General features: G+C 46.6%; 19 protein-coding genes. 10 read left to right on the plus strand and 9 right to left on the minus strand.

What is annotated here, in order from left to right:
• The first annotated feature begins 48 nt into the window (after nucleotides 1-48).
• From QUB08_RS18335 to QUB08_RS18350, 5 genes are all read left to right on the plus strand, one after another.
• Nucleotides 49-1,803: a DUF3352 domain-containing protein gene (locus QUB08_RS18335; protein WP_333226050.1), complete on the plus strand. Its 1,755-nt coding sequence runs from the start codon at nucleotides 49-51 to the stop codon at nucleotides 1,801-1,803.
• Nucleotides 1,804-2,035: 232 nt separating this feature from the next.
• A complete protein-coding gene (locus tag QUB08_RS32180; RefSeq protein ID WP_445300935.1) occupies nucleotides 2,036-2,239 on the plus strand; it encodes a helix-turn-helix domain-containing protein in 204 nt (67 codons plus the stop codon).
• Nucleotides 2,240-2,261: 22 nt separating this feature from the next.
• Nucleotides 2,262-2,555 (plus strand): hypothetical protein, encoded by a 294-nt coding sequence (locus QUB08_RS18340; protein WP_333226051.1) that lies wholly within the window; start codon nucleotides 2,262-2,264, stop codon nucleotides 2,553-2,555.
• A gap of 9 nt (nucleotides 2,556-2,564) precedes the next feature.
• Entirely contained in the window at nucleotides 2,565-3,155 is a 591-nt protein-coding gene (locus tag QUB08_RS18345; RefSeq protein WP_333226052.1) for an IS630 family transposase, read from the plus strand.
• Between the two features lie 132 nt (nucleotides 3,156-3,287).
• Entirely contained in the window at nucleotides 3,288-3,977 is a 690-nt protein-coding gene (locus tag QUB08_RS18350) for a transposase (RefSeq protein ID WP_333226091.1), read from the plus strand.
• A gap of 160 nt (nucleotides 3,978-4,137) precedes the next feature.
• Here QUB08_RS18350 and mrdA read toward each other — a convergent pair whose 3' ends face one another.
• Nucleotides 4,138-5,964 carry a penicillin-binding protein 2 gene (gene mrdA, locus QUB08_RS18355; RefSeq protein ID WP_333226092.1) on the minus strand — a complete coding sequence of 609 codons (1,827 nt, stop codon included), beginning with the start codon at nucleotides 5,962-5,964 and terminating at the stop codon, nucleotides 4,138-4,140.
• Between the two features lie 21 nt (nucleotides 5,965-5,985).
• Nucleotides 5,986-6,141: a hypothetical protein gene (locus QUB08_RS18360; RefSeq protein ID WP_333226053.1), complete on the minus strand. Its 156-nt coding sequence runs from the start codon at nucleotides 6,139-6,141 to the stop codon at nucleotides 5,986-5,988.
• Between the two features lie 390 nt (nucleotides 6,142-6,531).
• Here QUB08_RS18360 and QUB08_RS18365 point away from each other — a divergent pair, with 390 nt between their 5' ends.
• Both QUB08_RS18365 and cysE read left to right on the plus strand, forming a co-directional pair.
• Nucleotides 6,532-7,014: a hypothetical protein gene (locus QUB08_RS18365; protein WP_333156446.1), complete on the plus strand. Its 483-nt coding sequence runs from the start codon at nucleotides 6,532-6,534 to the stop codon at nucleotides 7,012-7,014.
• A gap of 148 nt (nucleotides 7,015-7,162) precedes the next feature.
• Nucleotides 7,163-7,969: a serine O-acetyltransferase gene (cysE, locus tag QUB08_RS18370; RefSeq protein WP_333226054.1), complete on the plus strand. Its 807-nt coding sequence runs from the start codon at nucleotides 7,163-7,165 to the stop codon at nucleotides 7,967-7,969.
• A 114-nt stretch (nucleotides 7,970-8,083) separates the two neighbouring features.
• On the opposite strand, the gene QUB08_RS18375 is transcribed toward cysE, so the two are convergent.
• Nucleotides 8,084-8,665, minus strand: coding sequence for an Npun_F5749 family FMN-dependent PPOX-type flavoprotein (locus tag QUB08_RS18375; RefSeq protein ID WP_333226055.1), 582 nt, complete (start codon nucleotides 8,663-8,665; stop codon nucleotides 8,084-8,086).
• Nucleotides 8,666-8,848: 183 nt separating this feature from the next.
• On the opposite strand from QUB08_RS18375, the gene QUB08_RS18380 reads away from it, so the two are divergent.
• Both QUB08_RS18380 and QUB08_RS18385 read left to right on the plus strand, forming a co-directional pair.
• Nucleotides 8,849-9,967, plus strand: a complete 1,119-nt coding sequence (locus tag QUB08_RS18380; protein ID WP_333226056.1) for a tocopherol cyclase family protein — start codon at nucleotides 8,849-8,851, stop codon at nucleotides 9,965-9,967.
• A gap of 214 nt (nucleotides 9,968-10,181) precedes the next feature.
• Nucleotides 10,182-10,682 carry a plastocyanin/azurin family copper-binding protein gene (locus QUB08_RS18385; RefSeq protein ID WP_333226057.1) on the plus strand — a complete coding sequence of 167 codons (501 nt, stop codon included), beginning with the start codon at nucleotides 10,182-10,184 and terminating at the stop codon, nucleotides 10,680-10,682.
• A gap of 7 nt (nucleotides 10,683-10,689) precedes the next feature.
• Here the strand turns inward: QUB08_RS18385 and QUB08_RS18390 are convergent, their stop codons facing one another.
• The 6 genes from QUB08_RS18390 to pflB all read right to left on the minus strand — a co-directional run bounded on the left by QUB08_RS18390 (nucleotide 10,690) and on the right by pflB (nucleotide 19,075).
• On the minus strand, nucleotides 10,690-11,595 hold the full coding sequence (locus QUB08_RS18390; protein ID WP_333226058.1) for a hypothetical protein: 906 nt from the start codon (nucleotides 11,593-11,595) through the stop codon (nucleotides 10,690-10,692).
• A gap of 326 nt (nucleotides 11,596-11,921) precedes the next feature.
• A complete protein-coding gene (locus QUB08_RS18395) occupies nucleotides 11,922-12,239 on the minus strand; it encodes a hypothetical protein (RefSeq protein WP_333226059.1) in 318 nt (105 codons plus the stop codon).
• A gap of 222 nt (nucleotides 12,240-12,461) precedes the next feature.
• On the minus strand, nucleotides 12,462-12,755 hold the full coding sequence (clpS, locus tag QUB08_RS18400; protein ID WP_190743461.1) for an ATP-dependent Clp protease adapter ClpS: 294 nt from the start codon (nucleotides 12,753-12,755) through the stop codon (nucleotides 12,462-12,464).
• Nucleotides 12,756-12,982: 227 nt separating this feature from the next.
• On the minus strand, nucleotides 12,983-15,613 hold the full coding sequence (gene adhE / locus QUB08_RS18405; protein WP_333226060.1) for a bifunctional acetaldehyde-CoA/alcohol dehydrogenase: 2,631 nt from the start codon (nucleotides 15,611-15,613) through the stop codon (nucleotides 12,983-12,985).
• Between the two features lie 124 nt (nucleotides 15,614-15,737).
• Entirely contained in the window at nucleotides 15,738-16,478 is a 741-nt protein-coding gene (pflA, locus tag QUB08_RS18410) for a pyruvate formate-lyase-activating protein (RefSeq protein WP_333226061.1), read from the minus strand.
• 368 nt (nucleotides 16,479-16,846) lie between these two features.
• Nucleotides 16,847-19,075, minus strand: a complete 2,229-nt coding sequence (pflB, locus tag QUB08_RS18415; RefSeq protein WP_333226062.1) for a formate C-acetyltransferase — start codon at nucleotides 19,073-19,075, stop codon at nucleotides 16,847-16,849.
• 428 nt (nucleotides 19,076-19,503) lie between these two features.
• On the opposite strand from pflB, the gene QUB08_RS18420 reads away from it, so the two are divergent.
• Nucleotides 19,504-22,224 (plus strand): bifunctional acetate--CoA ligase family protein/GNAT family N-acetyltransferase, encoded by a 2,721-nt coding sequence (locus QUB08_RS18420; protein WP_333226063.1) that lies wholly within the window; start codon nucleotides 19,504-19,506, stop codon nucleotides 22,222-22,224.
• The last annotated feature ends 9 nt before the right edge of the window (nucleotides 22,225-22,233 follow it).

Genomic DNA, 22,233 nt, shown 5'->3' on the forward strand with positions numbered 1-22,233 from the left:
CTTCTGCTTTTGAAACAAGTCCGGGTTCTGGGTGTATAATCAGAGACTGTGGTAATTTGTCATTTGCCGATGAAATTGCGATCGTTCTTTTCTTTCCTCATTGCTGGCGTCTTGGCACTCTTAGGCTTGAGTGCCGGTGGTTTTTACTGGCTGACAACTCAAACTCCCCTGAATTTGCTCGCTGGCGGGCCGACAACTACTCCTGCTGCGGCTGTGTTTGTCTCGAAACAAGCACCTTTGTTAGCTTCAATGCTGGTAAATCCCGATCGCCTCGAAGCATTGCGACAAGTTTTTGCCACTCCCGAAGAAAGAAGTCGATCGCACGCTGAATTTGAGCAAATAAAAAAAAGCCTCCTCGCCAATACAGGCCTCGATTACAGTCGAGATATCCAACCTTGGATAGGTGACGAAATTACCCTCGCCGTCACAACGCCCGATTTCGATGGCGACAGCAGCAACGGCCAACAAGCCGGGTTTTTGCTGGCCGTTTCTTCCCAAAAGGTCGATCGCAGCCAAAAATTTATCGACTCCTACTGGCGCCAACAATCTCGTGGCGATAAAACAGTGCAGTCGGAAATATATAAAGGCGTGAAAATTAATTATAAACAAGCACCAATATCCCAGAAAAAATCTGCTTCGCTTTCGCCTTTTAACCCGTTTTCTCTGCCGACTTCCAAGTTGCAATCCAGCTTCGCAACAGCAGCCATCGGCGGTAATTTTAATTCTGGGGAGAACCAAAATTTTGTTTTATTTTCCAATAGCCCGATTGTGATTCGAGATGCAATTAATAACGTTGAATCAGCCACTCTAAATCTCAACAATACCCCGGAATATCAAAAAGCTTTGCAGCAGCTAACTCAAGGCAGAATCGCTTTAGCATTTGTCAATCTCCCGCAATCAGCAACCGAGCAAAATCCCCAAGTTTCTCTTAATTCCCTCGCAGTTGCTGTCGGAGTCAACCGACGGGGATTGCTCGCTCAAACTGCTTTAGTGACATCGCGAGAAAACACAGCTTCTCCAACGCTTTCCGAACCAGTGCAAGCCTTGCAATACATTCCCTCAGCGAGTCCTTTCGCGGTCGCCAGCACCGATTTAAGGAATTTTTGGACTGATTTGTCATCTGCGGTTTCTACTAATCCAGAAGTCTCAAAATTAGTCGATCGCACCCTGGGAGATATTCAGCAACTTTGGGGCGTCAACCTGCCGCAGGATATATTTGACTGGGTACAAGGAGAATACGCTTTAGCAGTGCTTCCGAATTCGTCAAATGGTGCCGACTGGATTTTTGCCGCCGAAAACTCTGCCGATTCCCAAAAGGCGATCGACAAACTCGATGAAATTGCCCGCAGCAAAGAATACAGCATCGGCAGCTTCACTCTCAGAAACCAGAAAATTACCGCTTGGACGCAGTTGACAACGAACCCCAATTATGGGAGAGAAAATAATAGAAAAAGTGCGATCGAAACCGAGGCAAAAGGAATCCGAGCCACCGTCGGCAAATACGAAATTTTCACCACTTCAGTAGAAGCAATGGACGCAGCACTAGAAGCAGCAGAAACAGGCTCTTTAGTTGCCAATCAAGACTTTCAAACCAGCATTGAACCGCTACCGCCATCTAACGACGGCTATTTTTATTTAGACTGGCCCTCCAGCAGGGCAATTTGGGAAAAACAAATCCCGCTGTTGAGGTTAATTGAACTTTCGGCAAGACCTTTGTTCGACCACTTGCGATCGCTCACTGTCACAAGTACGGGAGAAATAACAGGAATTCGCAAAGCTACAATATTTATGCGGCTCAATTAGTTAGAAGTCATTAAGTAGGTAGGTGTAAAAAAACCAAAGTATGTTAAGATAAGTAAAAAATCGAATTAAATTTACAAAACCAACAAATATGGGCGCTCGTTTAAGAGTATTTCTCAACCAAGAAGAAGACAGAACACTATTTGAATTGAGAACAGCAACAACAGTCTCTCAGAAAGTAAAAGATCGAGCGCAAATTCTTAGACTAAACTCCCAGGGGTGGTAGATAGAGGAGATTGCAGCTCATTTTAATTGTAGCGAGCCAACAATTAGAGAAGTAATTCATCGGTGGCTAAAAATGGGTTTGGTAGGATTATGGTCAACCAGAGGCAGAGGGGTAAAACAAACATGGAAAGAATCAGATATTGTTCATCTAGAAGAATGTCTCATCAATGAACCACGCAGATACAGCAGATTCCATGTATGTGTGGTACACTAAATTCAGTATATCAGCATAAAAAATGAAAGCTTATTCGATCGAGTTTCGTGAAAAAATAGTTAAAACCTATGAACAAGGTGATACATCAGTCAGGAAAGTAGCCCAACGTTTTGATGTGAGTAAAGCGTTTGTGCAAAAAATTAAAAAAAAAAAAATAACTGGCCACGTTCAACCAAAAAAAACGGGGGGAAGCCTGAAAAGTGTTTTGCACTCGTTCACAACTAAATTGAGCGAGATGGTGGAAAAACATCCTGATAGTACCTTATCAGAATATTGTGAATATTGGCTAGATAGCTATCAGCAATCAGTCAGTTAAGCGTAGGATGTGTCGCGAATTAAAAAAACACAATATGACGCGAAAAAAAAGACTATACGTAGCAGTCAAGCTGCCACCGAGCGAGTGCAAATTTTGAGGTGTGAGTATTGGGAGAAAGTGAAAAATATCGACCCAAACAACCTGGTTTTTTTGGATGAAATGGGCGTTTTATTGGGGTTGACACGAACCCACGCACGTTCAAGACGTGGTAGTAGAGTGTATGATTTAAAACCATTTTATCGGGGTGCAAAAGTAACAGTTATTGGAGCAATTAGTTTAAAAAAAGTAGTAGGATTAATGACGCTGAATGGGTCGATGGATAGTCAGGCATTTAAAGTTTTTATAGAACAGTGCTTAGTGCCAAACTTATGGGAAGGTGCAGTCCTTATCATGGATAATCTACCAGCCCATAAGTTGTCGGTGATTGAACCATTGATTCAAGCGGCTGGTGCCAGTATTCTGAATTTATCACCCTATTCTCCTGACTTTAATCCGATCGAATTATGGTGGTCACAACTCAAATCTTTTTTACGTAAGTTTTCGCCCACTACTACCAAGATGGTTGACATTTTACTAGCTACTGCGCTTGACGCGGGTTAATCCACAGCACTTTAAAAACTGGTTTACAAACTGCTGCTACTGTACTGCATAAACCTGGAATCCGCTGTATAATAGTCGTCAACTTGCCCCAAAATTAGAACAAGAACGCGGGGTCAAATTAAGCCCGGACAGATTAAGACGAATTCTCAAAAAAAAAAGATTATTTGGAAACGAGCGCGAGCCAGTCATAAACAGAAGCAAGACCCATTACGACGCTCGCTCAAGCAGGCAGATCAAGATATGTTGGAATTGGCAGCATCGGCGGGAGAAATCGATCTGAAATACCTGGATGAATCAGGTTTTTGTTTGTGGAGTTCCAATGGATATACATATTACCCAATTGGAGCGCAAAAACGGTTAGAGCAAACAAAACGAAGGGGGCGAAGATTGAGTATTTTAGGATTGCTACAGCCGTGTATCAGTTTCTCGTATGGCTTGGTTATTGTCCGTTTCAGTAGCGAATCATATATCAAAATCATGGAAAATGAAGCTCAACAAGCTGAATTAGAAATGAAATCAACTGGACGGATAAGAGTGATAATTCAAGATAACGGCCCCATACACAAATCCCTAGATGTCCAACAAAAATGGCCCCAGTGGGAAAGCCAGGGCTTGTATATTTTCTTTTTACCAGAATACTGCTCAGAAATGAACAAAATTGAACGGGAATGGCAACAACTTAAAAATCATGAACTGGTAGGAAAAATGTTTGAAGACGAACTAGATCTTGCCTACGCAGTAATTGATGGAATTGAAGCTAGAGGAGAACGAGGAGATTATACAACTAATCGCTTTAAATTTAGTTCCCGTTCCCGCTCTTAACATTTCTTTACTTACTTTTGTTTTTTTATGCCGACATACTTAGTCATTAGTCAGTAGTCATTAGTCAGAATGAAAAACAAGAAACTATGCCCAATTCCCAATTCCCAATTCCCAATTCCCAATTCCCAATAACTAAGGACTACTGACTACTGACTAAGGACTAAGGACTAATAACTACTGACTGCTTCACCTTTTTCTGTTGCCCAAAATAAGCTTGAAACACCTCTTTCGCGATCGGGGCCGCGGCAACAGAACCATAACCGCCATTTTCCACAATCACGGCGATCGCAATTTCCGGCTTGTCAGCGGGCCCGAAGGCGACATACAAAGAGTGATCCTCCTGTCCAATGACCTCCGAAGTCCCTGTTTTGCCCGCCGTCAGCGGAATCGTACCGTCATTCATCCCCTGTCCCGTACCCTGGGCAACCACCGCGATCAGTCCTTCCTTAACCACCTGAATTGTTGAAGGTTTCATCCCCGTATGTACCCGTTGAGTCTCCGCTGTATCGGTCATAGAAGTCAACAGATGAGGCTTCACCCGATAACCCCCATTAGCGATCGAACTCACCATCACCGCCGCCTCCAAAGGAGTCACCAACACCAACCCCTGACCGATCGACATCGTTACCGTATCACCCGCATACCAAGGTTCTTTATAAAGTTTCTCCTTCTCCTCCGGCGTCGGGATTTGACCGTGATCGCCGCCGCCTAGCCCCAAAAGATTCAAATCCGTATCCTTGCCAATTCCCAGGCGGTGTCCCCACTTAGAAATTTGCTCAGGCCCGGTACTAATCCCCACTTGATAAAAAAATGTATTGCTGCTGAAAGCCAAAGCATCCCGAAAGCCGATGTCGCCGTAACCGCCGCTGTGTTCGTTAAAATCAATTCCCCCCACAGTAATGTAAGACGAAGTACCGAGAATTGAGTCCGGCGAAAATTTGCCCGACTCCAGGCCCGCGACGGAAGTCACAATTTTAAAGGTGCTGCCGGGGGGATAGCCTTGCATGGCCCGATTCAAAAATGGATTTTGCGGATCTTGAAGAGTTTTCCACTCATCCTTAGTGATTTTTCGCGTAAACAGATTGGGGTCAAAAGTCGGGTGGCTGGCCATAACTAATACCGCCCCGGTTTTGACATCCAGCGCCACTACTGCTCCCCGGCGCTGCCCCAGGGCTTTTTCGGCTGCTTTTTGCATGGACAAGTCTATGGTTAGCTGCACCGCCTCACCGGGTTTGGGCGGTGTCTCTCCCATCAGCCGCAATTCTTGATTTTGGGCATTTACCTCGATCAGTCGATCGCCCCAAACTCCGGCAATCTTCTGGTTAGAACTCGCTTCTATGCCCATCTGACCGACAATCATCCCCATCGGGTATTCCGGATGAGCTTCCAAGTCTGCTGCCGTAGCTTCGCCAATATATCCGATCACGTGAGCCGCCAAACTGCCTTCGGGATAGTAGCGGTTCGCTTCTGGCCGCACTTCCACTCCCCGCATTTGTCCCACCTCTTCTGCTAGTGGCACAAACACCTCTGGCGGCATTGCTTGCTTGAGCCGCACCGGTCTATAGGATTGAGGATCGACCTCTTTTATTTTTTTTAAAATTTCTTCGACCGGGATTTTAACCAGCGGACTCAACTTTTCTGCTGTCGCTTTCCACTGTTCCGGCGTTTGTTCTTTCGGCCACAAATATACCGATCGAGCTAAATTGTTTGCCGCTAGCAACTTGCCTTGGCGATCGACAATATGTCCGCGATTCGCCGGCATGGGCACTAGGCGAACGCGATTGTTTTCGGCTCTTTCCCGGTTTTGCTTCCCTTGTATCAGTTGCAATTCCACCAGCCGACTAGCGTGCAGGCCTAGCAAACCTGTTGCCACCAGCATTAACACGATCGCCCGATGTATCGGACGATCCTGTTTTTTAGGAGTTTCCCCCAGGCTTTTGTCAGAAGAGTGAAATCCTGAGATCGAATAAACTTGTCGTTGCATCATTCTATAGGTAGATGTCAAATCCTAGATTTTAGATTCTTGAATTGTCAATTGTGAAGTATACATCATCAAACCGGGGCCGATCGGGCCTTGACCCTTGGGGGAAGCGGAATGGATAATTAACTTTTGACTAATCATTAATAACTCATCACTCATGAATGCTGAGTGTTGGCTGCTCACTAATCCCCCAAGCACCAAGAAATAGCCAGAAAAATCAAGGTCAGGCTCAGCCAATTAGGGAGGTGGAGCCAGCCAGATAGACCTATAGGTAACAATACCAAGGCCTGTGTCAATAGGGAACTGATCGCCAACAGCAAGGCTAGGAGTATCAAATTTATCATCTTGACACCGTACAATTTCGGATATGAGTCGATCGCCTGTGGCAGAAATCCGAGTGGCACAAGCGAGCGCGATCGTACAGGGATTGTCCTGATAGACATAAGGAAGAGAAGCCAGGAGGTTTTGAACTAATTTAAAAAAAATTATTCTTCCTCCACAGTTTGGATGCTAGGGGCTGCGATGGGTAAATTCTGAATTGTGATGTTAAGTTGTGACGCCTGGAGTATTGCCATGTTGTTTAATCAGGGAGCCAATTTCAAAAACGGTGCGCTCTTGGGTGTGATCGCGGCGATCGCAGCCCTACCAGTTTTAGCAGAAACAGCCAATTTCGGCACTTTAACTTTATCGCGAGGTTTTGCAGCCCCAACAGCAGTTTTGAGAGGTTCCACAGGCGGATCGTACTCTCTATCTGCCATAGCCAACGCCGATCGCCACAAAAACAAATGTTTGGGTTTTGCCACCCCAACTCCCGACCACATCATAGTTTTGCAGCAAAACTTTTCAAAACTCACACTCCAAATCAACAGCGGAGGAAAGGACACAACCTTACTCGTACAAGGCCCCGGTAATGCGGTGCGCTGCGGAGACGATATAGGTCAGAATAAAGATGCTGGCATACTTGATTCAGACTGGCAAGCAGGATCTTACAGGATTTGGGTAGGTACTCTCGAACCTGGAGTCAAGTCTAACTATACAATCTCAGTACAGGAATAGAACGCAGCGGCGCTGTTGGATGGTGACAATAAAATGTCGTCAAATTCTACCCCCTCTCTCCCCCCTCCCGATCGACCGCTCACTTCCGCCATCCAGTAAAATGTAAAATCGAAAGTGGCGTGTTTAACAAAAATAGGTAACTCCGAAAGTGCTAAAGACTCTTAGAGCTGACTTCAGTATAATTTTCGATCGCGACCCTGCCGCTCGCAACTGGCTGGAAGTTTTGTTTTGCTACCCCGGTCTTCAGGCCCTAGTGCTGCACCGCCTCGCACACTGGCTTTATGTGTTGGGACTTCCCTTCATCCCCCGCTTGATTTCCCACATTGCTCGCTTTTTGACCGGAATTGAAATCCACCCAGGGGCAACCATCGGCAAAAGCGTCTTCATCGACCACGGTATGGGGGTTGTGATCGGCGAAACAGCGATTATCGGCGATTTTGCCCTCATTTACCAAGGTGTCACCCTTGGCGGTACTGGCAAACAAAGCGGGAAGCGTCACCCTACCGTCGGCGAAAATGTAGTTGTAGGTGCCGGCGCCAAGGTACTCGGCAATCTGCAAATTGGCAATAACGTCCGCATCGGCGCCGGTTCCGTCGTGCTCCGCGACGTACCATCTGACTGCACAGTGGTAGGGATTCCCGGCCGCATCGTCTATCGATCGGGAGTGCGCGTCAATCCCCTAGAACACGGCAGTTTGCCGGATTCGGAAGCTGTAGTAATTCGCTCTTTGCTCGATCGTATCGAGTCCCTCGAACAGCAAGTAAAAAGTTTGGTTCCTCAAGCATCTGTCTCCTTAACTTCTGTTGCCAATTCCCACAATTTCCACTCAGTATCAGAAGCTTTAAACCAAGCCAGCAATGTAGCCGTAGCCGAAAAAACACAGCTACTTACAACCCCTAGCTGCAAGTTAAAAGATAAAGCAATTCAAGAATTTTTCGACGGCAGCGGCATCTAAAATTTGAATTGGGCATAGGCCATAGGGCATAGGGCATAGGGAATTGGGCATAAGGCATTGGTGAATGTTAACTGTTAACTAATGACTACTGACTAATGACTACTGACTTCTTTTTCAAGGATTGACCTCGCGCACCGACCAATTTCCCTCCCCGTCGCGCCGATAAAGCGATCGGTTTTGCGGTTCCCCCCGCAACTCCAACAAATCCACCGTTTCCGGTTCCAACAACAGCAAGCAAAAATTAGGCAGCGGCTCGATCGCATTTGGGGAAGCAGAATCAAAAGCACTAGCCTCGGCTTTGTCATCCCCCGGATGCGGCCAAGCGAACTGCGATCTAGCCGCCTCAGAAAGCTCCTGCCAAGTTGTGCACCGCGATAAGCACAACTGGGCTTCTGGATAATCTTCCCCTACCAAAACTAGCTTTCCAGCAATCCGAAATTGTTCGCGAGTTTTCGGGAAATACCAGCAAATTTCCCCCCAAGGATAGAGATTAATCTCCTCTGCCTTTTGACTGCGAATATCTGTAATAAACTTTAACTGATTAGTATCTGCTAAAAAGCCACGAAACACCACAGTGCGGTTAGCCGGTCGCCCGGTAGCCCGAACCGTTGCTAGTTGCAAGTAGCGGGCAAAAGCAAGACTGCGGTTGCGGTGGAGCGCGCGAGCTAAGGGCGATCGCCAAAGTGCTAAAGACATAATTAATAACCTATCATATTAGTCATTAGTCATGAGGCATGGGCCAAACAGGCCAAACAGGGCATGGGCCAAACAGGGCATTGTTAACCGTTGACTGTTGACTGTTGACTGTTAACCGTTAACTAATGACTACTGACTAATGACTACTGACTAATGACTCTTCTTTCTGCTATTGGTAATTCTATGTCAAATTCACTCTCAAAACTCAAAACTATTGAAACTCCCCACAGCGGATACCACTGGGACGGCAGTTCCCGGCGCTTTTTTGAAGGCTGGTACTACCGAATAACATTACCGATTCACGGACAATCCTTTGCATTCATGTATTCCATCGAAGACCCCAGAGGCGGTCAACCTTACAGTGGCGGTGCAGCTCAAATTCTCGGCCCGGAAGATAGCTATTTGTGCCGCACCTTGCCCGATGTAAATAAGTTTTGGGCGCACCGAGAAGGCTTGGCTTTCGGACATTGGGGGCGAACAGATTTACAAATTAAACCCCAATATTTAGAACCGCAAGTATTCGACAGCCGCGTCGAAGAAGGCTATCAAGCTACTGCTACTTGGAATCAAGGTTATCTGCACGATCCGGGAAGTGGCAGCAACTGTTTTTGGCAGTACGAAATTAAACCTATTTATGGCTGGGGAAACTCTGAGGAAATCCAGAAATCCACGGCGGGAATTGTATCTTTTCTACCCATATTTGAGCCTGGATGGCAAATTTTAATGGCTCACGGTTTAGCCACGGGCTGGATCGATTGGAATGACAAACGCTACGAATTTAAAGATGCTCCTGCTTACAGCGAAAAAAACTGGGGCGGTGCTTTTCCGCAAAAGTGGTTTTGGGTTAATTGCAATTGTTTTCAAGGCGAAAGCGATTTAGCTTTAACTGCTGGCGGCGGCAACCGGGGCGTGCTGTGGTGGATGGAATCTGTAGCAATGATTTGTCTGCATTACCGAGGCAAATTTTACGAATTTGTGCCTTGGAATTCACAAGTTAGTTGGACTATTGAACCTTGGGGAAGCTGGAAAATGCAGGCGAGAAACAGTCAGTTTGAAGTTGAGTTAATTGCCACTACAAACAGTCCTGGTACTTATCTGCGAGCTCCTACAGAAAAAGGTCTGGCTTTTTGCTGCCGGGATACGACACACGGCGAATTGCACTTGCAACTGCGAGAGTTGTTGGGGGGAAATGTGGAAAAAAATGGCAAGCAGCGTTCTAGAATTATCTTAGAGGCTCAAAGTTCTTTATCGGGTTTGGAAGTTGGGGGCGGGCCTTGGGATGAAGTTTGGCGATCGAATTAAGTCAGTAGTCAGTAGTCATTAGTCATTAGTCAGTAGTCAGTAAGCTAATACGCATTTAAATTGCATGGTAAAATAATTTTTCCTTCTTGTGGGGAGTAGGGGTTGGGCCGGAAAGCCCGCCCTCAACATAAAACTTAAATGCACAACAGCTTAGTCAGTAGTCAGTCGTTATTAGTCAGTCGTCAGTTAATAGTTAACAGTAGTCAGAACAGCCATGATCTATTTACTCGGTTGGCAATTAGGCAAATTCTACGGCTGCCAGCGGTTACAACACGCTCTAAAAGTTATTTTGGGACTAATTTTATGTTTGAGCATAATCTTGATGCCGGCGGCAATTGCTAGTGCTGCCGGTGATTTGTCTCGCCAACCTGTCACCGAAATTACTGTTAGTTTGGGTAACGAAGCTGGGGAACTTAAATTCTTGCCCAATTTGCTAGAATTTGAATCGGGAAAGCGCTATAAATTAGTGCTAAAGAATCCCAGTTCGCAGAAACATTATTTTACTGCTAAAAACTTTGCTGATGCGAGTTGGACTCAAAAAGTTGAAGCTGGGAAAGTGGAAATTAAAGGAGCGATTCACGAATTGGAACTTAAACCGGGCGCTATGGCAGAATGGGTGTTTGTACCGATGAAATCGGGAACCTACAACCTGCGCTGTACGGTAGCCGGACATACAGAGGCGGGGATGATTGGCAAAATTACGATCGCCTCTTAACTCCCAGTTAAAGCATTAATAGATTGACTAATTTTTGTGTAATCGGAAAACCAGTCTGACGCTCAAAATGTCTGAACATCGGACTAGGATTGGCTTCTAAAAATACATACTCACCGGTTGGCTTGAGACGCCAATCAATAGCAGTCCAATCGAGCATAAATGCCTTTAATATTGCTAAACATTGTTCGTGAACTGCTTCGGGCAAATCTATCGGAATTAGCTCGGACTCTAAATCTTCCCGAAAGTCCAAAGCTTGACTGCGAATTTCCGCCGAATAAACTGATTCACCAATCACATAACTGCGAATGTTTGTCCCAGGAATATACTCTTGTATTGTGATTGGTGAAATACTCAAAGCCAAGCCCAGCCGATTAGGTTCTAAATGCGCCTCTGTCATCAACTTGGTATGAGCGCCACCATAAACTGGCTTAAAAATTACTTTTTTCTGAGATTGAAAAAATTCCCTAACTTGCTCTGGATTGTTACTGATTAAAGTTGCAGGAATTGTCACTCCTATTTGCTTAGCTTTGCTCAGTTGTAGGGGCTTTTCTTTATGAAATTGGTAGGCCTGCCATGAATTAATCCAGCGAGCCGGACAAGCTTGCATTAGCGATCGCACTGTACTCATGGAATCGTTTAATGCAACTTGCTGTTGATTTGCATCTTTTAAAGGTGCAACGCCAACACCGGAAAAATTGCGCCAAAATACACTGTGAATATCTTGAAAATTCAACTGGCGACCTCCGGGTAGCGTCAAACACCCTACCAGGGTATCAGGTTGCCAAGACAGACGTAACTGTCGGGGAAACAGATAGGTATCTAAATAATCTACTTCTGCACCGGCTTGGGTGAGAGCATCTTTTATATGAGCAGCATGAGCATCTGAATCATTACCCAGAATTAAAATGTTCATGGGAAATTGGAAAATTAAAAATGTGCTAAAATCAACTACAAATATTAAAAGTCGCATCACTTTTTTTGAGAGTGTTGCAACTTTTTATATATTGAGAAAAAAGCCTCGAAGGAGGCTGAATCTTTGAAAGTCTTAAGCTGTGTTGCATCTAGATTGCCTATGGTATTAGAGAGGGAGAGGGGGAGAAGAGGAGAGGGGGAGAGGATTTGACGATTTTTGATGGGGACTCGAAATATACAATTTAAATGCACAACAGCTTATTACAGAAAAAATCGGAATAGTTCAGGAATTAGGCAGAATCTCTATCATTGTCGGCACGAATGAGATTACCAATCAAGAGGGCCTCCACCGCCTTCAAACCAAGCTTTTGTGTAATATCCTCCACCCTCTTCACCTAGAGCCAGAGTGGTCATCGGAGGGTCAATGGGAATAGGCTGGGGAGGAAATGCTCCTCCTCCTCCTTCACTTCCCGGACAGGGAGCGGAGATACACTGTATCCCACCACCACCTTCTTCACCTATGGCTAGAGTGGTAGCCATTAATCCACCTCCGATGCGGGTGGCCTGTTCATCAGTTAGCGTCTCTTCAAAATCCAAATCAATTGCTTCGAGATCAGCAATATCTAGATCAAAAGGATGATTCATAAAATTGTCCTACTTGAGTAACAGATTAGGTGTAAGCTGTTAGTCATTTAAATTTATTGCCTCCACCCCTTGCAGTATGGGGTCTGGCCCACAAATATTGCAGTTTGAATGTCGAACAGCTTATTGACACATAATCTAAATCAAGAGGATGAAGTGATGTTGCCATTTTGGCAAGTTTCAAAGTAAGTATTGTAACTGATTATAACTGGCAGTTAAAAAATGTTAAGCTGACTCTAGCGGAGCCATTGTCAGTCCTGCACGGCTTAATTGCATATGATAAAGTTCTGCTTGCTCTTGCGGGCCAACCCAGACGGTGGCCTGGCCTTCGTGGTGGATTTGGTTGGCGAGTTTCCAAGCTTGATCGCTCGTCATCCCTGGAATGTATTTCGTCAAACATTCCACAACGTGCTGAAATGTGTTGAAATCGTCGTTGAGGACTATTACCCGATAGTTGGGATAAGGTTTCCGGGTAACTTGACTCGATCGAACGGGTGCTATGGTTGGTGAAGAGGTCATCGCGCGAACAGCCACTAAAACTACAAAATTCGTAAAATAGTTACCTCTCAAATTATAACACAATTTCAGATTTTTTTAACCCCTACTTGGTATTTTGATCCGCTTCGGGGTTTATTTTCACCACCGGGCTCTGCGTTAAACTTCTCCAGAAACTGTGGGGATTAGGGGTTAGGTACCCTGCTCCCCATTGACAGGCTTTTCTGGAGAAATCTATTGCACCGCGCCGATTACACTAAAGTTAACACTCGATTGAGTTCAGAAGTGTCACCGTCAGAATAGGCTTGCAGCAGAAGTTGCTTTAAATCTTCAATCAGCGGATAGCGGGGGTTCGCTCCGGTACACTGATCGTCAAAAGCGCGATCGGCCATTTCCTCAACGCGAGCAAAAAAGAAATCATCGCTCATTCCCTGACTGGCGATCGCCTCCTGAATCGTGCTAGGAATATCTACCTCACGCTTGAGATTTTCTACCGCTGCGATCAACTTCTCCACTTTTTCCTCTTCTGTATCGCCACCCAAATTCAGATAGTCCGCAATTCGAGCATAACGCCACTTGCTGTTAGGATACTTGTTTTGAGAAAAAATCGCTTGTTTGAACGGAACATCAGTTGCATTGTAGCGAATAACGTGGGAAATCATCAGCGCATTCGCTAAACCGTGAGGGACGTGGCAAGTTGCACCTAATTGGTGAGCCATTGAGTGACAAACCCCCAGAAAAGAGTTGGCAAATGCCATCCCGGCGATCGTAGCAGCATAATGTACTTTCTCCCGCGCTTTCGGATCGTTAGCACCATTTTTGTAAGCGCTGGGCAAGTATTTAAACAGCAAACGAATTGCTTCTAAAGCCAAACCATTTGTATACTCAGAAGCCAACACAGAAACATAAGCTTCTAAAGCGTGGGTTAGCGCATCAATGCCGCCGTAAGCAGTCAGTTTCCGGGGCATATTCAGCGTAAGTTCTGGATCGACGATCGCCATACTCGGAGTCAGAGCATAATCTGCAAGCGGATACTTAATCCCCGATCGTTCATCCGTAACAACCGCAAAAGGCGTGACTTCCGAACCCGTTCCCGAAGTAGTTGGAATTGCCACCATAATTGCCTTTGAACCCAAAGGCGGCAGTTCGTATACCCGCTTGCGAATATCCATAAACCGCATCGCCAATCCTTCAAACTCAATTTCTGGATGCTCGTACATCAGCCACATTACTTTAGCAGCATCCATCGGCGAGCCACCACCAAAGGCAATAATCGCATCTGGATGGAAACTATTGCAGATTTCTAAACCTTTGCGAACAGTAGCAAGCGAAGGATCGGGTTCCACATCGTAAAATGTGTAGTGATCGATGCCGATTTCTTCCAAACTATCTGTGACTTCCTTAATCAATCCCAATTCAAACAAAGGTTTATCCGTCACTATCAAAGCACGTTTCTTACCTGCAAGATCCCTCAAAGCTACAGGAAGACAACCCGACTTAAAGTAAATCTTGGGAGGAATGCGGAACCACAGCATATTCTCGCGCCGTTCTGCTACAGTTTTGATATTGAGCAGGTGATGGGGTGTCACGTTGACAGAAATGGAATTATCCCCCCAGCTACCGCAACCGAGGGTAAGGGAGGGATCGAGGCGGAAATTGTACAAATCGCCGATCGCACCTTGAGAAGAAGGCGTATTAATCAGCACCCGCGAAGTCTCTAGTTTGCTTTCAAAATAACGAATGTGCTTCTGATTGTGCGGAGCGGTGTAGAGTACAGAAGTATGGCCGTGTCCGCCAAAAATTATCAGCGCTTCAGCTTTGTCTACTGCTTCAGTAAAGTCCTTGGCGCGGTACATGGCGAGAATCGGCGAAAGTTTTTCACAAGCAAAGGGTTCTTCTTTACCTATCGTATCCACTTCTCCAATCAAAACCCTGATGTTTGACGGCACTACAAAACCCGCAATCTGCGCCACCTTTTGCACCGATTGTCCGACTATTTCGGCATTCAATCGACCATCAATTAAGATTACCTGCCGCACTTTTTCCCGTTCTTCCGCATTCAGGAAATAAGCACCGCGCTTGATAAATTCCAGTTGCACGGCATCGTACACCTCATCCACAACAACCACCGATTGTTCGGAAGCACAAATCGTGCCGTTGTCGAAAGTTTTGCTGAGCAAAATTGAGCTGACAGCCATTTGGATGTGGGCGGTTTCATCAATGATGGCGGGAGTATTTCCCGCGCCGACACCGAGGGAGGGATGTCCTGAAGAGTAGGCAGCTTTTACCATTCCCGGCCCGCCAGTTGCCAAAATTAGTTTGATATCGTGGTGCTGCATCAAAGCCTGGGAAAGTGGCACAGTTGGCTCATCAATCCACCCAATAATATCCGGTGGTGCTCCTGCTGCTACAGCAGCATCGAGGATGATTTTTGCCGCCGCAGCCGTGCAGGATTTGGCGCGGGGATGGGGCGAAAATATAATGCCATTTCTCGTCTTGAGCACGATTAAAGACTTAAAGATAGTGGTGGAAGTTGGGTTAGTTACAGGAACGATTCCCGCCAGCAGTCCCACGGGTTCGGCAATGCGTTCGTAGCCAAAATGCCGATCGGACTCGATGATACCGCAAGTCTTGTCGTTTTTGTATTTGTTGTAAATCATTTCCGAGGCAAAATGATTTTTGATTGCCTTATCTTCGATGACTCCCATTCCCGATTCTTTGACTGCTGCCTTGGCTAAGGGAATGCGCGCGGCGTTAGCGGCTAAAGCTACTTGCTTGAATATGCGATCGACTTGTTCTTGAGTGTAGGTGGCAAATTCAGCTTGGGCTGCTTTCACTTTTTGAATTAGGACTTCTAATTCCTCTAAATTGGTAACTTTCATGTTATTGTTCCTGATGTTTATTTCTGGGAAATGATTGCCTTAATCTTTGATTGGTAGGGAACCTGCAGATCAACGCCGATAATTTCCAGATTGTTTGTGACTTTTGAACGCGGTCTTTTAATTATTATATACCGCTAGCTCCGATCGCATTTACCCCGCGACTGCGAAAAATATCAACAGTTTGTTGGACGAGTTCCGGTGAAGCTGGAGGTGTATCCTTGAGCTCGTAATCCAGTTTTAATTGTTCCCATTTGTATTCTCCCATTTTATGAAATGGTAATACTTCGACTTTTTCCACATTGTTCAGATTGGCAATAAACTCTGCTAGTTTTTCTACATTTTCGATGTGATCTGTGAGGTGAGGAACTAGAACGAAGCGAATCCACGTCGGTTTGCCAATTTCGCTGAGATATTTGGCCATTGCTAAAGTAGGCTCGATGGAAACGTTGGTGACTTTGTAATACAGTTCGGGAATGTAGGATTTGATATCCAATAAAACCAGATCGGTCATTTCCAGAACCGGTTTAGCAACTTCTAAAACACAGAACCCTGATGTGTCTAGGGCTGTATGCAAGCCCATTTGATGGCAGCGGGCAAAGATTTCTCTGACAAAATCCGGCTGCATCAACGGTTCGCCGCCGCTGACGGTAACGCCTCCTTTCCGCAGGTAGGATTTACATTTTGTAATTTGTTCGATTAAATAATCGACGGTTACTTCTTTACCATCGTGGGAATCGCGACAGTCGGGATTGTGACAGTAAAGACAGCGTAACGGACAGCCTTGGGTGAAGACGATAAACCGGATTCCGGGGCCGTCTACGGTACCAAAGGTTTCGATTGAATGAATGCGACCAATTCCAGACATTTAATTTGCTGTTTGTTGGTGATGTTTCTAGATTAGGGATGAGGGAATCTCGGTGGTAACTTAAGCCTGGAAACTTGCGGATTTTTCGTTTGGTTGCTGAGGCTCGATCCCCCTAAATCCCCCTTAAGAAGGGGGACTTTGAGAAGTGGACGGTTCCCCTTGAATCCCCGGATAGTCGGGGGAATTCAAGAATACTCTTGTTCCCCCCTTATTAAGGGGGGTTAGGGGGGATCTGGCCTCATGGTTCAACAGCGAAACTAGACGAAAAAAGACTTATGCAGAACCAATTATGTAGGCGCTTCTTGAGTCCCCCTCAGCTCGGACTTCGTTTGACAAGGAGCGGTTTAAACCGCCGATTCCAATGGGATTTAGACGCGCTCGTGGAAAGTCCGTTTAATCACATCTAATTGCTGTTCGCGGGTAAGTTTGATGAAATTAACCGCATAACCGGAGACGCGAATTGTTAGCTGGGGATAGTTTTCTGGATGTTCCATCGCATCTAGTAATGTTTGCCGATCGAGCGCGTTAACATTGATGTGATGGCCGCCATCGTGGAAGTAACCGTCTATAAGACTAACTAGGTTGTTAGTCCGATCGCTCTCCATTCTGCCCAAGGCTTGCGGTAGAATCGAAAAAGTATTCGATATGCCATCTTGACAATCACTGTAAGGCAGTTTTGCTACAGAAGATAAGGATGCGATCGCCCCACAGGAATCTCGGCCGTGCATCGGGTTAGCACCGGGGGCAAAGGGTTCGCCTGCTTTACGTCCGTCGGGAGTGCTACCAGTTTTTTTGCCGTAAACTACGTTAGAGGTAATTGTGAGTACCGATTGAGTCGCTACAGCGCCGCGGTAGGTTTTGTGCTGGCGAATTTCGTTCATGAAGCTTTGCACAAGTTCGATGGCTAGACTGTCTACGCGATCGTCATTATTGCCATATTTGGGATATTCTCCTTCGATCGAGTAATCCACTGCCAAACCTTGCTCGTTGCGAATCACCTTAACTTTAGCGTTTTTAATCGCCGACAGGGAGTCCGCCACCACCGACAATCCGGCAATTCCGCAGGCCATTGTCCGGTAAACATCGCGATCGTGCAATGCCATTTCCAGCCGTTCGTAGCAGTATTTGTCGTGCATATAGTGAATGACATTCAACGTATTGATATACGTTTTTGCCAACCACGCCATCATGTCGCGGAACCTGGCTCTTACCTCGTCATAATCGAGATATTCGGTAGTAATCGGTGGGAACTGCGGCGCGATTTGGTCGCCGGACTTCTCATCTTTACCGCCGTTAATCGCATAGAGCAAAGTCTTAGCCAAGTTAACTCGCGCGCCGAAAAACTGCATTTGCTTGCCAATTCGCATGGCGGAGACACAACAGGCGATCGCGTAATCATCGCCGTATTGAGGGCGCATCAAATCGTCGTTTTCGTACTGAATCGAACTCGTATCGCTGGATACCTTGGCACAGAATAGTTTGAAGTTTTCCGGCAAGTTTTCCGACCACAACACGGTGAGATTTGGTTCTGGTGCAGTACCGAGGTTTGAGAGGGTGTGTAAGAATCGGAAACTGTTACGAGTTACCAATGTTCTACCGTCATCGCTGATACCGCCGATCGCCTCTGTTACCCAAGTTGGATCGCCAGAAAACAGATCGTTATAGTCGGGAGTTCGCAAAAACCGCACCATGCGGAGTTTCATTACAAAATGGTCGATTAGTTCTTGCAATTCTTGTTCGGAACTCGCGCCACTTTGCAAATCGCGCTCGAAATAAATGTCTAAAAACGTCGATACGCGGCCGAGAGACATCGCTGCCCCGTTTTGTTCTTTCACTGCTCCCAAGTAGCCAAAATACACCCACTGGACAGCTTCTCGTGCATTTGCCGCCGGACTGCCAATATCAAAGCCGTAGCTAGCAGCCATTTCTTTTAACTCAAACAATGCCCGAATTTGCTCGGATAACTCTTCGCGCAAACGAATTGTTCCCTCGTCCATCGCGTTTAGTTCGAGTGATTCTTGCTGTGTTTTTTTATCGTCAATCAGGCGATCGACACCGTATAAAGCCACGCGCCGATAGTCACCGATGATCCGCCCGCGTCCGTAGGCATCTGGCAAACCTGTGATGATACCAGAACGTCTCGCCAGACGCATCGAGCGCGTGTAAACATCGAATACACCATCGTTGTGAGTTTTGCGATATTTCGTAAATATTTCTTCAGTTTGCCGATCAAGCTGATAGCCGTAAGCTTCTAAACCTGCCTTGACAACGCGAATCCCGCCAAAGGGCATAATCGCGCGTTTCAAAGGTCGATCGGTTTGCAAACCTACTATTTGTTCTAAGTCGCGATCGATGTATCCTGCTGCATGAGCCGTGATCGATGTGGGAACTTTTGTATCAACATCCAATACACCTTTTTCGCGCTCTTGCTTCATTAATTCCAGAACTTTTTGCCAAAGTTGCTGGGTTTTTTCGGTTGGTGCTGTGAGAAATTCTGCATTCCCTTCGTAGGGGGTGTAATTCTTTTGGATGAAGTCTCTGACGTTGACTTCCGTTGTCCAGTTGCCTTCAGTAAAGCCGTGCCATTCTGCAAACATAGCTTGCTTTCACCTCAATTTTTTATTAGCGATCGATCTTTTCTGCTTCGACCACTACATCTACTATATATTTAATCTCAATATTTTTAATACCCTGTTCGCTCTTTGTTACAAAACTTGACTTGCTAATTTGGTGGGAAGAATTAAGATAGATAGTAGGCAGAACCTCCTCGTGAATTGTTGAGGAAGCTCTGACCAAAGGGGTTCCCGAACTAACACTTAGACAACCCAAATGTTGTTTAAGGGCGGGGGTGTCGGAAACGGGCAATGAGATTTTTTTTTCAGGAACCGCGAACACCCGAAGAAGATGAAGAAAAAGCAGAAAAAAAGCAGAAAAAGAGTTCGGATTTGATTCGGTGATAGTTATCGAAAGCAGAGCAATATTAATTGCTGATTAATTGAAGTAGGGTACTATGCAGATAAATTCAATGAATCAAAGCACTGCGAGCGATCGGGCTCACGATATTTGGAAAGAACAGCGTCATCCGCTTGATCGGATTTTTCGGCCTCGCTCCGTGGCTGTAATCGGCGCAACAGAGAGAGAAGGAAGCGTTGGACGAACTCTCCTGTGGAACTTGATTCGGAATCCGTTTGGCGGCACAGTTTTTCCAGTGAATCCGCAGCGCCGCAGCGTCTTGGGGCTCAAGTCTTATCCTGACATTGCTAGCGTCCCGGAAATAGTGGATCTGGCGGTGATTGCTACGCCTGCCGCTGGGGTGCCGCAAGTGATCCGCGAATGTATCGCGGCTGGGGTGAAAGGGGCAATTATTGTGTCTGCTGGCTTTAAAGAGATTGGTGCGGCTGGGGAGGCTTTAGAACAGCAAATTATCGCCCAAGCGCGTCTGGGCGGAATGCGGATTATTGGCCCAAATTGCCTCGGCGTGATGAATCCTGTGCTTGGGCTCAATGCTACTTTTGCAGGTACGATCGCCCGTCCGGGTAATGTCGCCTTCATCAGTCAAAGCGGCGCCCTCTGTACTTCGATTCTCGACTGGAGTTTAGGGGAAAATGTCGGTTTTAGCGCCTTTGTATCGATCGGCTCTATGCTCGATGTCGGTTGGGGCGATCTGATCGAGTATTTCGGGGACGATCCCCATACTCACAGTATCGTTTTGTACATGGAATCTATGGGTGATGCTCGTTCGTTCCTGTCCGCCGCCCGCCCAGTCGCGATCGACAAACCGATCATCATTCTCAAGGTAGGACGTACCGCCGCCGCCGCGCAAGCCGCCGCTTCCCATACGGGAGCTTTGACCGGCAGCGATGACGTGCTTAACGCTGCTTTCCGCCGCTGTGGCGCGTTGCGCGTACATACGATTTCCGATTTGTTCGACATGGCAGAAATTCTCGCCAAGCAACCGCGACCGCAGGGCAACCGCCTATCGATCGTCACCAATGCCGGAGGCCCAGGGGCGATCGCCACTGATGCCTTAATTAGCGACGGCGGTGCCCTGGCAGATCTGGCACCGGAGACGCTGCAGCGGCTTGATGAGTTTTTGCCACCTCAGTGGAGTCATCACAACCCGATCGATATTTTGGGCGATGCTAGTAGCGATCGTTACGCCAAAACTCTAGAAGTGGTCGCTCCCGATCCCAATAGTGACGGATTGCTGGTCATCCTAACGCCACAAGCGATGACCAATCCCACCCAAACTGCAGAAAAACTCAAGTCTTACAGCAAACTCGGAAAGCCCTTACTAGCAAGCTGGATGGGCGGTGTGGAAGTGTCAGCAGGAACGCAAATTCTCAATCAGGCAAATATTCCGACTTTCCCCTATCCCGATACCGCCGTCAGGTTGTTCAACTATATGTGGCGGTACACGTACAACCTGCGCGCTATCTACGAAACGCCTTCTCTGTCGGCTGATTCCGATCTCTGGAGTCCAGATCGATCGGCGGCCGCAAATATTGTGACTTCTGCACGCAAAAGCGATCGCAGTCTCTTAACAGAATACGAATCAAAGCAGTTGCTCGCAGCTTACGGGATTCCCACCATCGCCACATCCATAGCCACCAGTGATCGCGAAGCTGTGGAAATTGCCGATCGCCTCGGTTATCCAGTGGTGCTAAAACTCCATTCTGAGACGATTACTCACAAAACCGATGTGGGGGGCGTAAAACTAAATTTAGGCGATGCTAACGCTGTAATTAGTGCCTTTGAGGCGATCGCCCAGCGGGTACGGGCGATCGATCCGGCAGCGTTTCTCGGCGTGACAGTGCAGCCGATGGTGCATTTGGAAGGCTATGAACTAATTTTGGGTAGCAGTATTGACCCACAATTTGGGCCGGTGATGCTGTTTGGTTCCGGGGGACAATTAGTGGAAGTCTTTCAAGATCGATCGCTGGCTCTTCCGCCTTTAAATACCACCCTAGCGCGGCGGATGATGGAGCAAACGCGCATCTATAAAGCTTTGCAAGGAGTGCGCGGTCGATCGGCAATTGACCTGGTACAACTCGAACAGTTATTAGTTCGTTTCAGTCAACTGATTGTAGAGCAACCTCAAATTGCCGAGATTGATATTAATCCGCTGTTGGTTTCTCCTGAAGGTGCGATCGCTCTTGATGCCCGCGTGGTTCTCCAAACAACGGAAAACCCCATTTCACCCGCGATTCGCCCCTATCCTACGCAATACGTTCAAACCTGGTCAACAGACGGCGATCGTCCCATCACGATCCGTCCGATTCGTCCTGAAGATGAGCCGCTGATGGTGCTGTTCCACCAAGAACTTTCGGAAGAGAGCGTGTATTTGCGCTACGCTCACATGGTAAAGTTAAAGCACCGCATCGCTCACGAACGTTTGACCCGGATTTGTTTTATTGACTACGATCGGGAAATGGTGTTAGTAGCCGATCGTCAAGACCCGGAAACCTCAGAACACCGGATTTTGGGAGTAGCGCGTCTGAGCAAACTCCACGGCACAAACCAAGCCGAATTTGCCCTGATCGTTAGCGATAGCTATCAGCAGCGCGGTTTGGGAACAGAATTATTGAGGCGGATGTTGCAAATTGGTCAGGAAGAGAAATTAGAGGCGATCGTCGGCTACATTCTCAATAGCAACTACAAGATGCAGAGCCTCTGTAAAAAACTAGGATTTGAACTTCAACCAGACCGAGGCGAAGGAATGTTGAAAGCTGTTTTTGTTTACTAATAGCTAGTT

Origin of the sequence: Microcoleus sp. BR0-C5 (assembly GCF_036705045.1) — a bacterium.
Classification (GTDB): domain Bacteria; phylum Cyanobacteriota; class Cyanobacteriia; order Cyanobacteriales; family Microcoleaceae; genus Microcoleus.

Bases quoted from the DNA above. Each gene is read 5' to 3' on its own strand.
- QUB08_RS18365 (WP_333156446.1), top strand. From the start codon at position 6,532: ATGTTGTTTAATCAGGGAGCCAATTTCAAAAACGGTGCGCTCTTGGGT.
- clpS (WP_190743461.1), bottom strand. From the start codon at position 12,755: ATGACCTCTTCACCAACCATAGCACCCGTTCGATCGAGTCAAGTTACC.
- QUB08_RS18395 (WP_333226059.1), bottom strand. From the start codon at position 12,239: ATGAATCATCCTTTTGATCTAGATATTGCTGATCTCGAAGCAATTGAT.
- adhE (WP_333226060.1), bottom strand. From the start codon at position 15,613: ATGAAAGTTACCAATTTAGAGGAATTAGAAGTCCTAATTCAAAAAGTG.
- QUB08_RS18385 (WP_333226057.1), top strand. From the start codon at position 10,182: ATGATCTATTTACTCGGTTGGCAATTAGGCAAATTCTACGGCTGCCAG.
- QUB08_RS18375 (WP_333226055.1), bottom strand. From the start codon at position 8,665: ATGTCTTTAGCACTTTGGCGATCGCCCTTAGCTCGCGCGCTCCACCGC.
- mrdA (WP_333226092.1), bottom strand. From the start codon at position 5,964: ATGATGCAACGACAAGTTTATTCGATCTCAGGATTTCACTCTTCTGAC.
- QUB08_RS18390 (WP_333226058.1), bottom strand. From the start codon at position 11,595: ATGAACATTTTAATTCTGGGTAATGATTCAGATGCTCATGCTGCTCAT.
- QUB08_RS18340 (WP_333226051.1), top strand. From the start codon at position 2,262: ATGAAAGCTTATTCGATCGAGTTTCGTGAAAAAATAGTTAAAACCTAT.
- QUB08_RS18420 (WP_333226063.1), top strand. From the start codon at position 19,504: ATGAATCAAAGCACTGCGAGCGATCGGGCTCACGATATTTGGAAAGAA.
- QUB08_RS18380 (WP_333226056.1), top strand. From the start codon at position 8,849: ATGTCAAATTCACTCTCAAAACTCAAAACTATTGAAACTCCCCACAGC.
- pflB (WP_333226062.1), bottom strand. From the start codon at position 19,075: ATGTTTGCAGAATGGCACGGCTTTACTGAAGGCAACTGGACAACGGAA.
- pflA (WP_333226061.1), bottom strand. From the start codon at position 16,478: ATGTCTGGAATTGGTCGCATTCATTCAATCGAAACCTTTGGTACCGTA.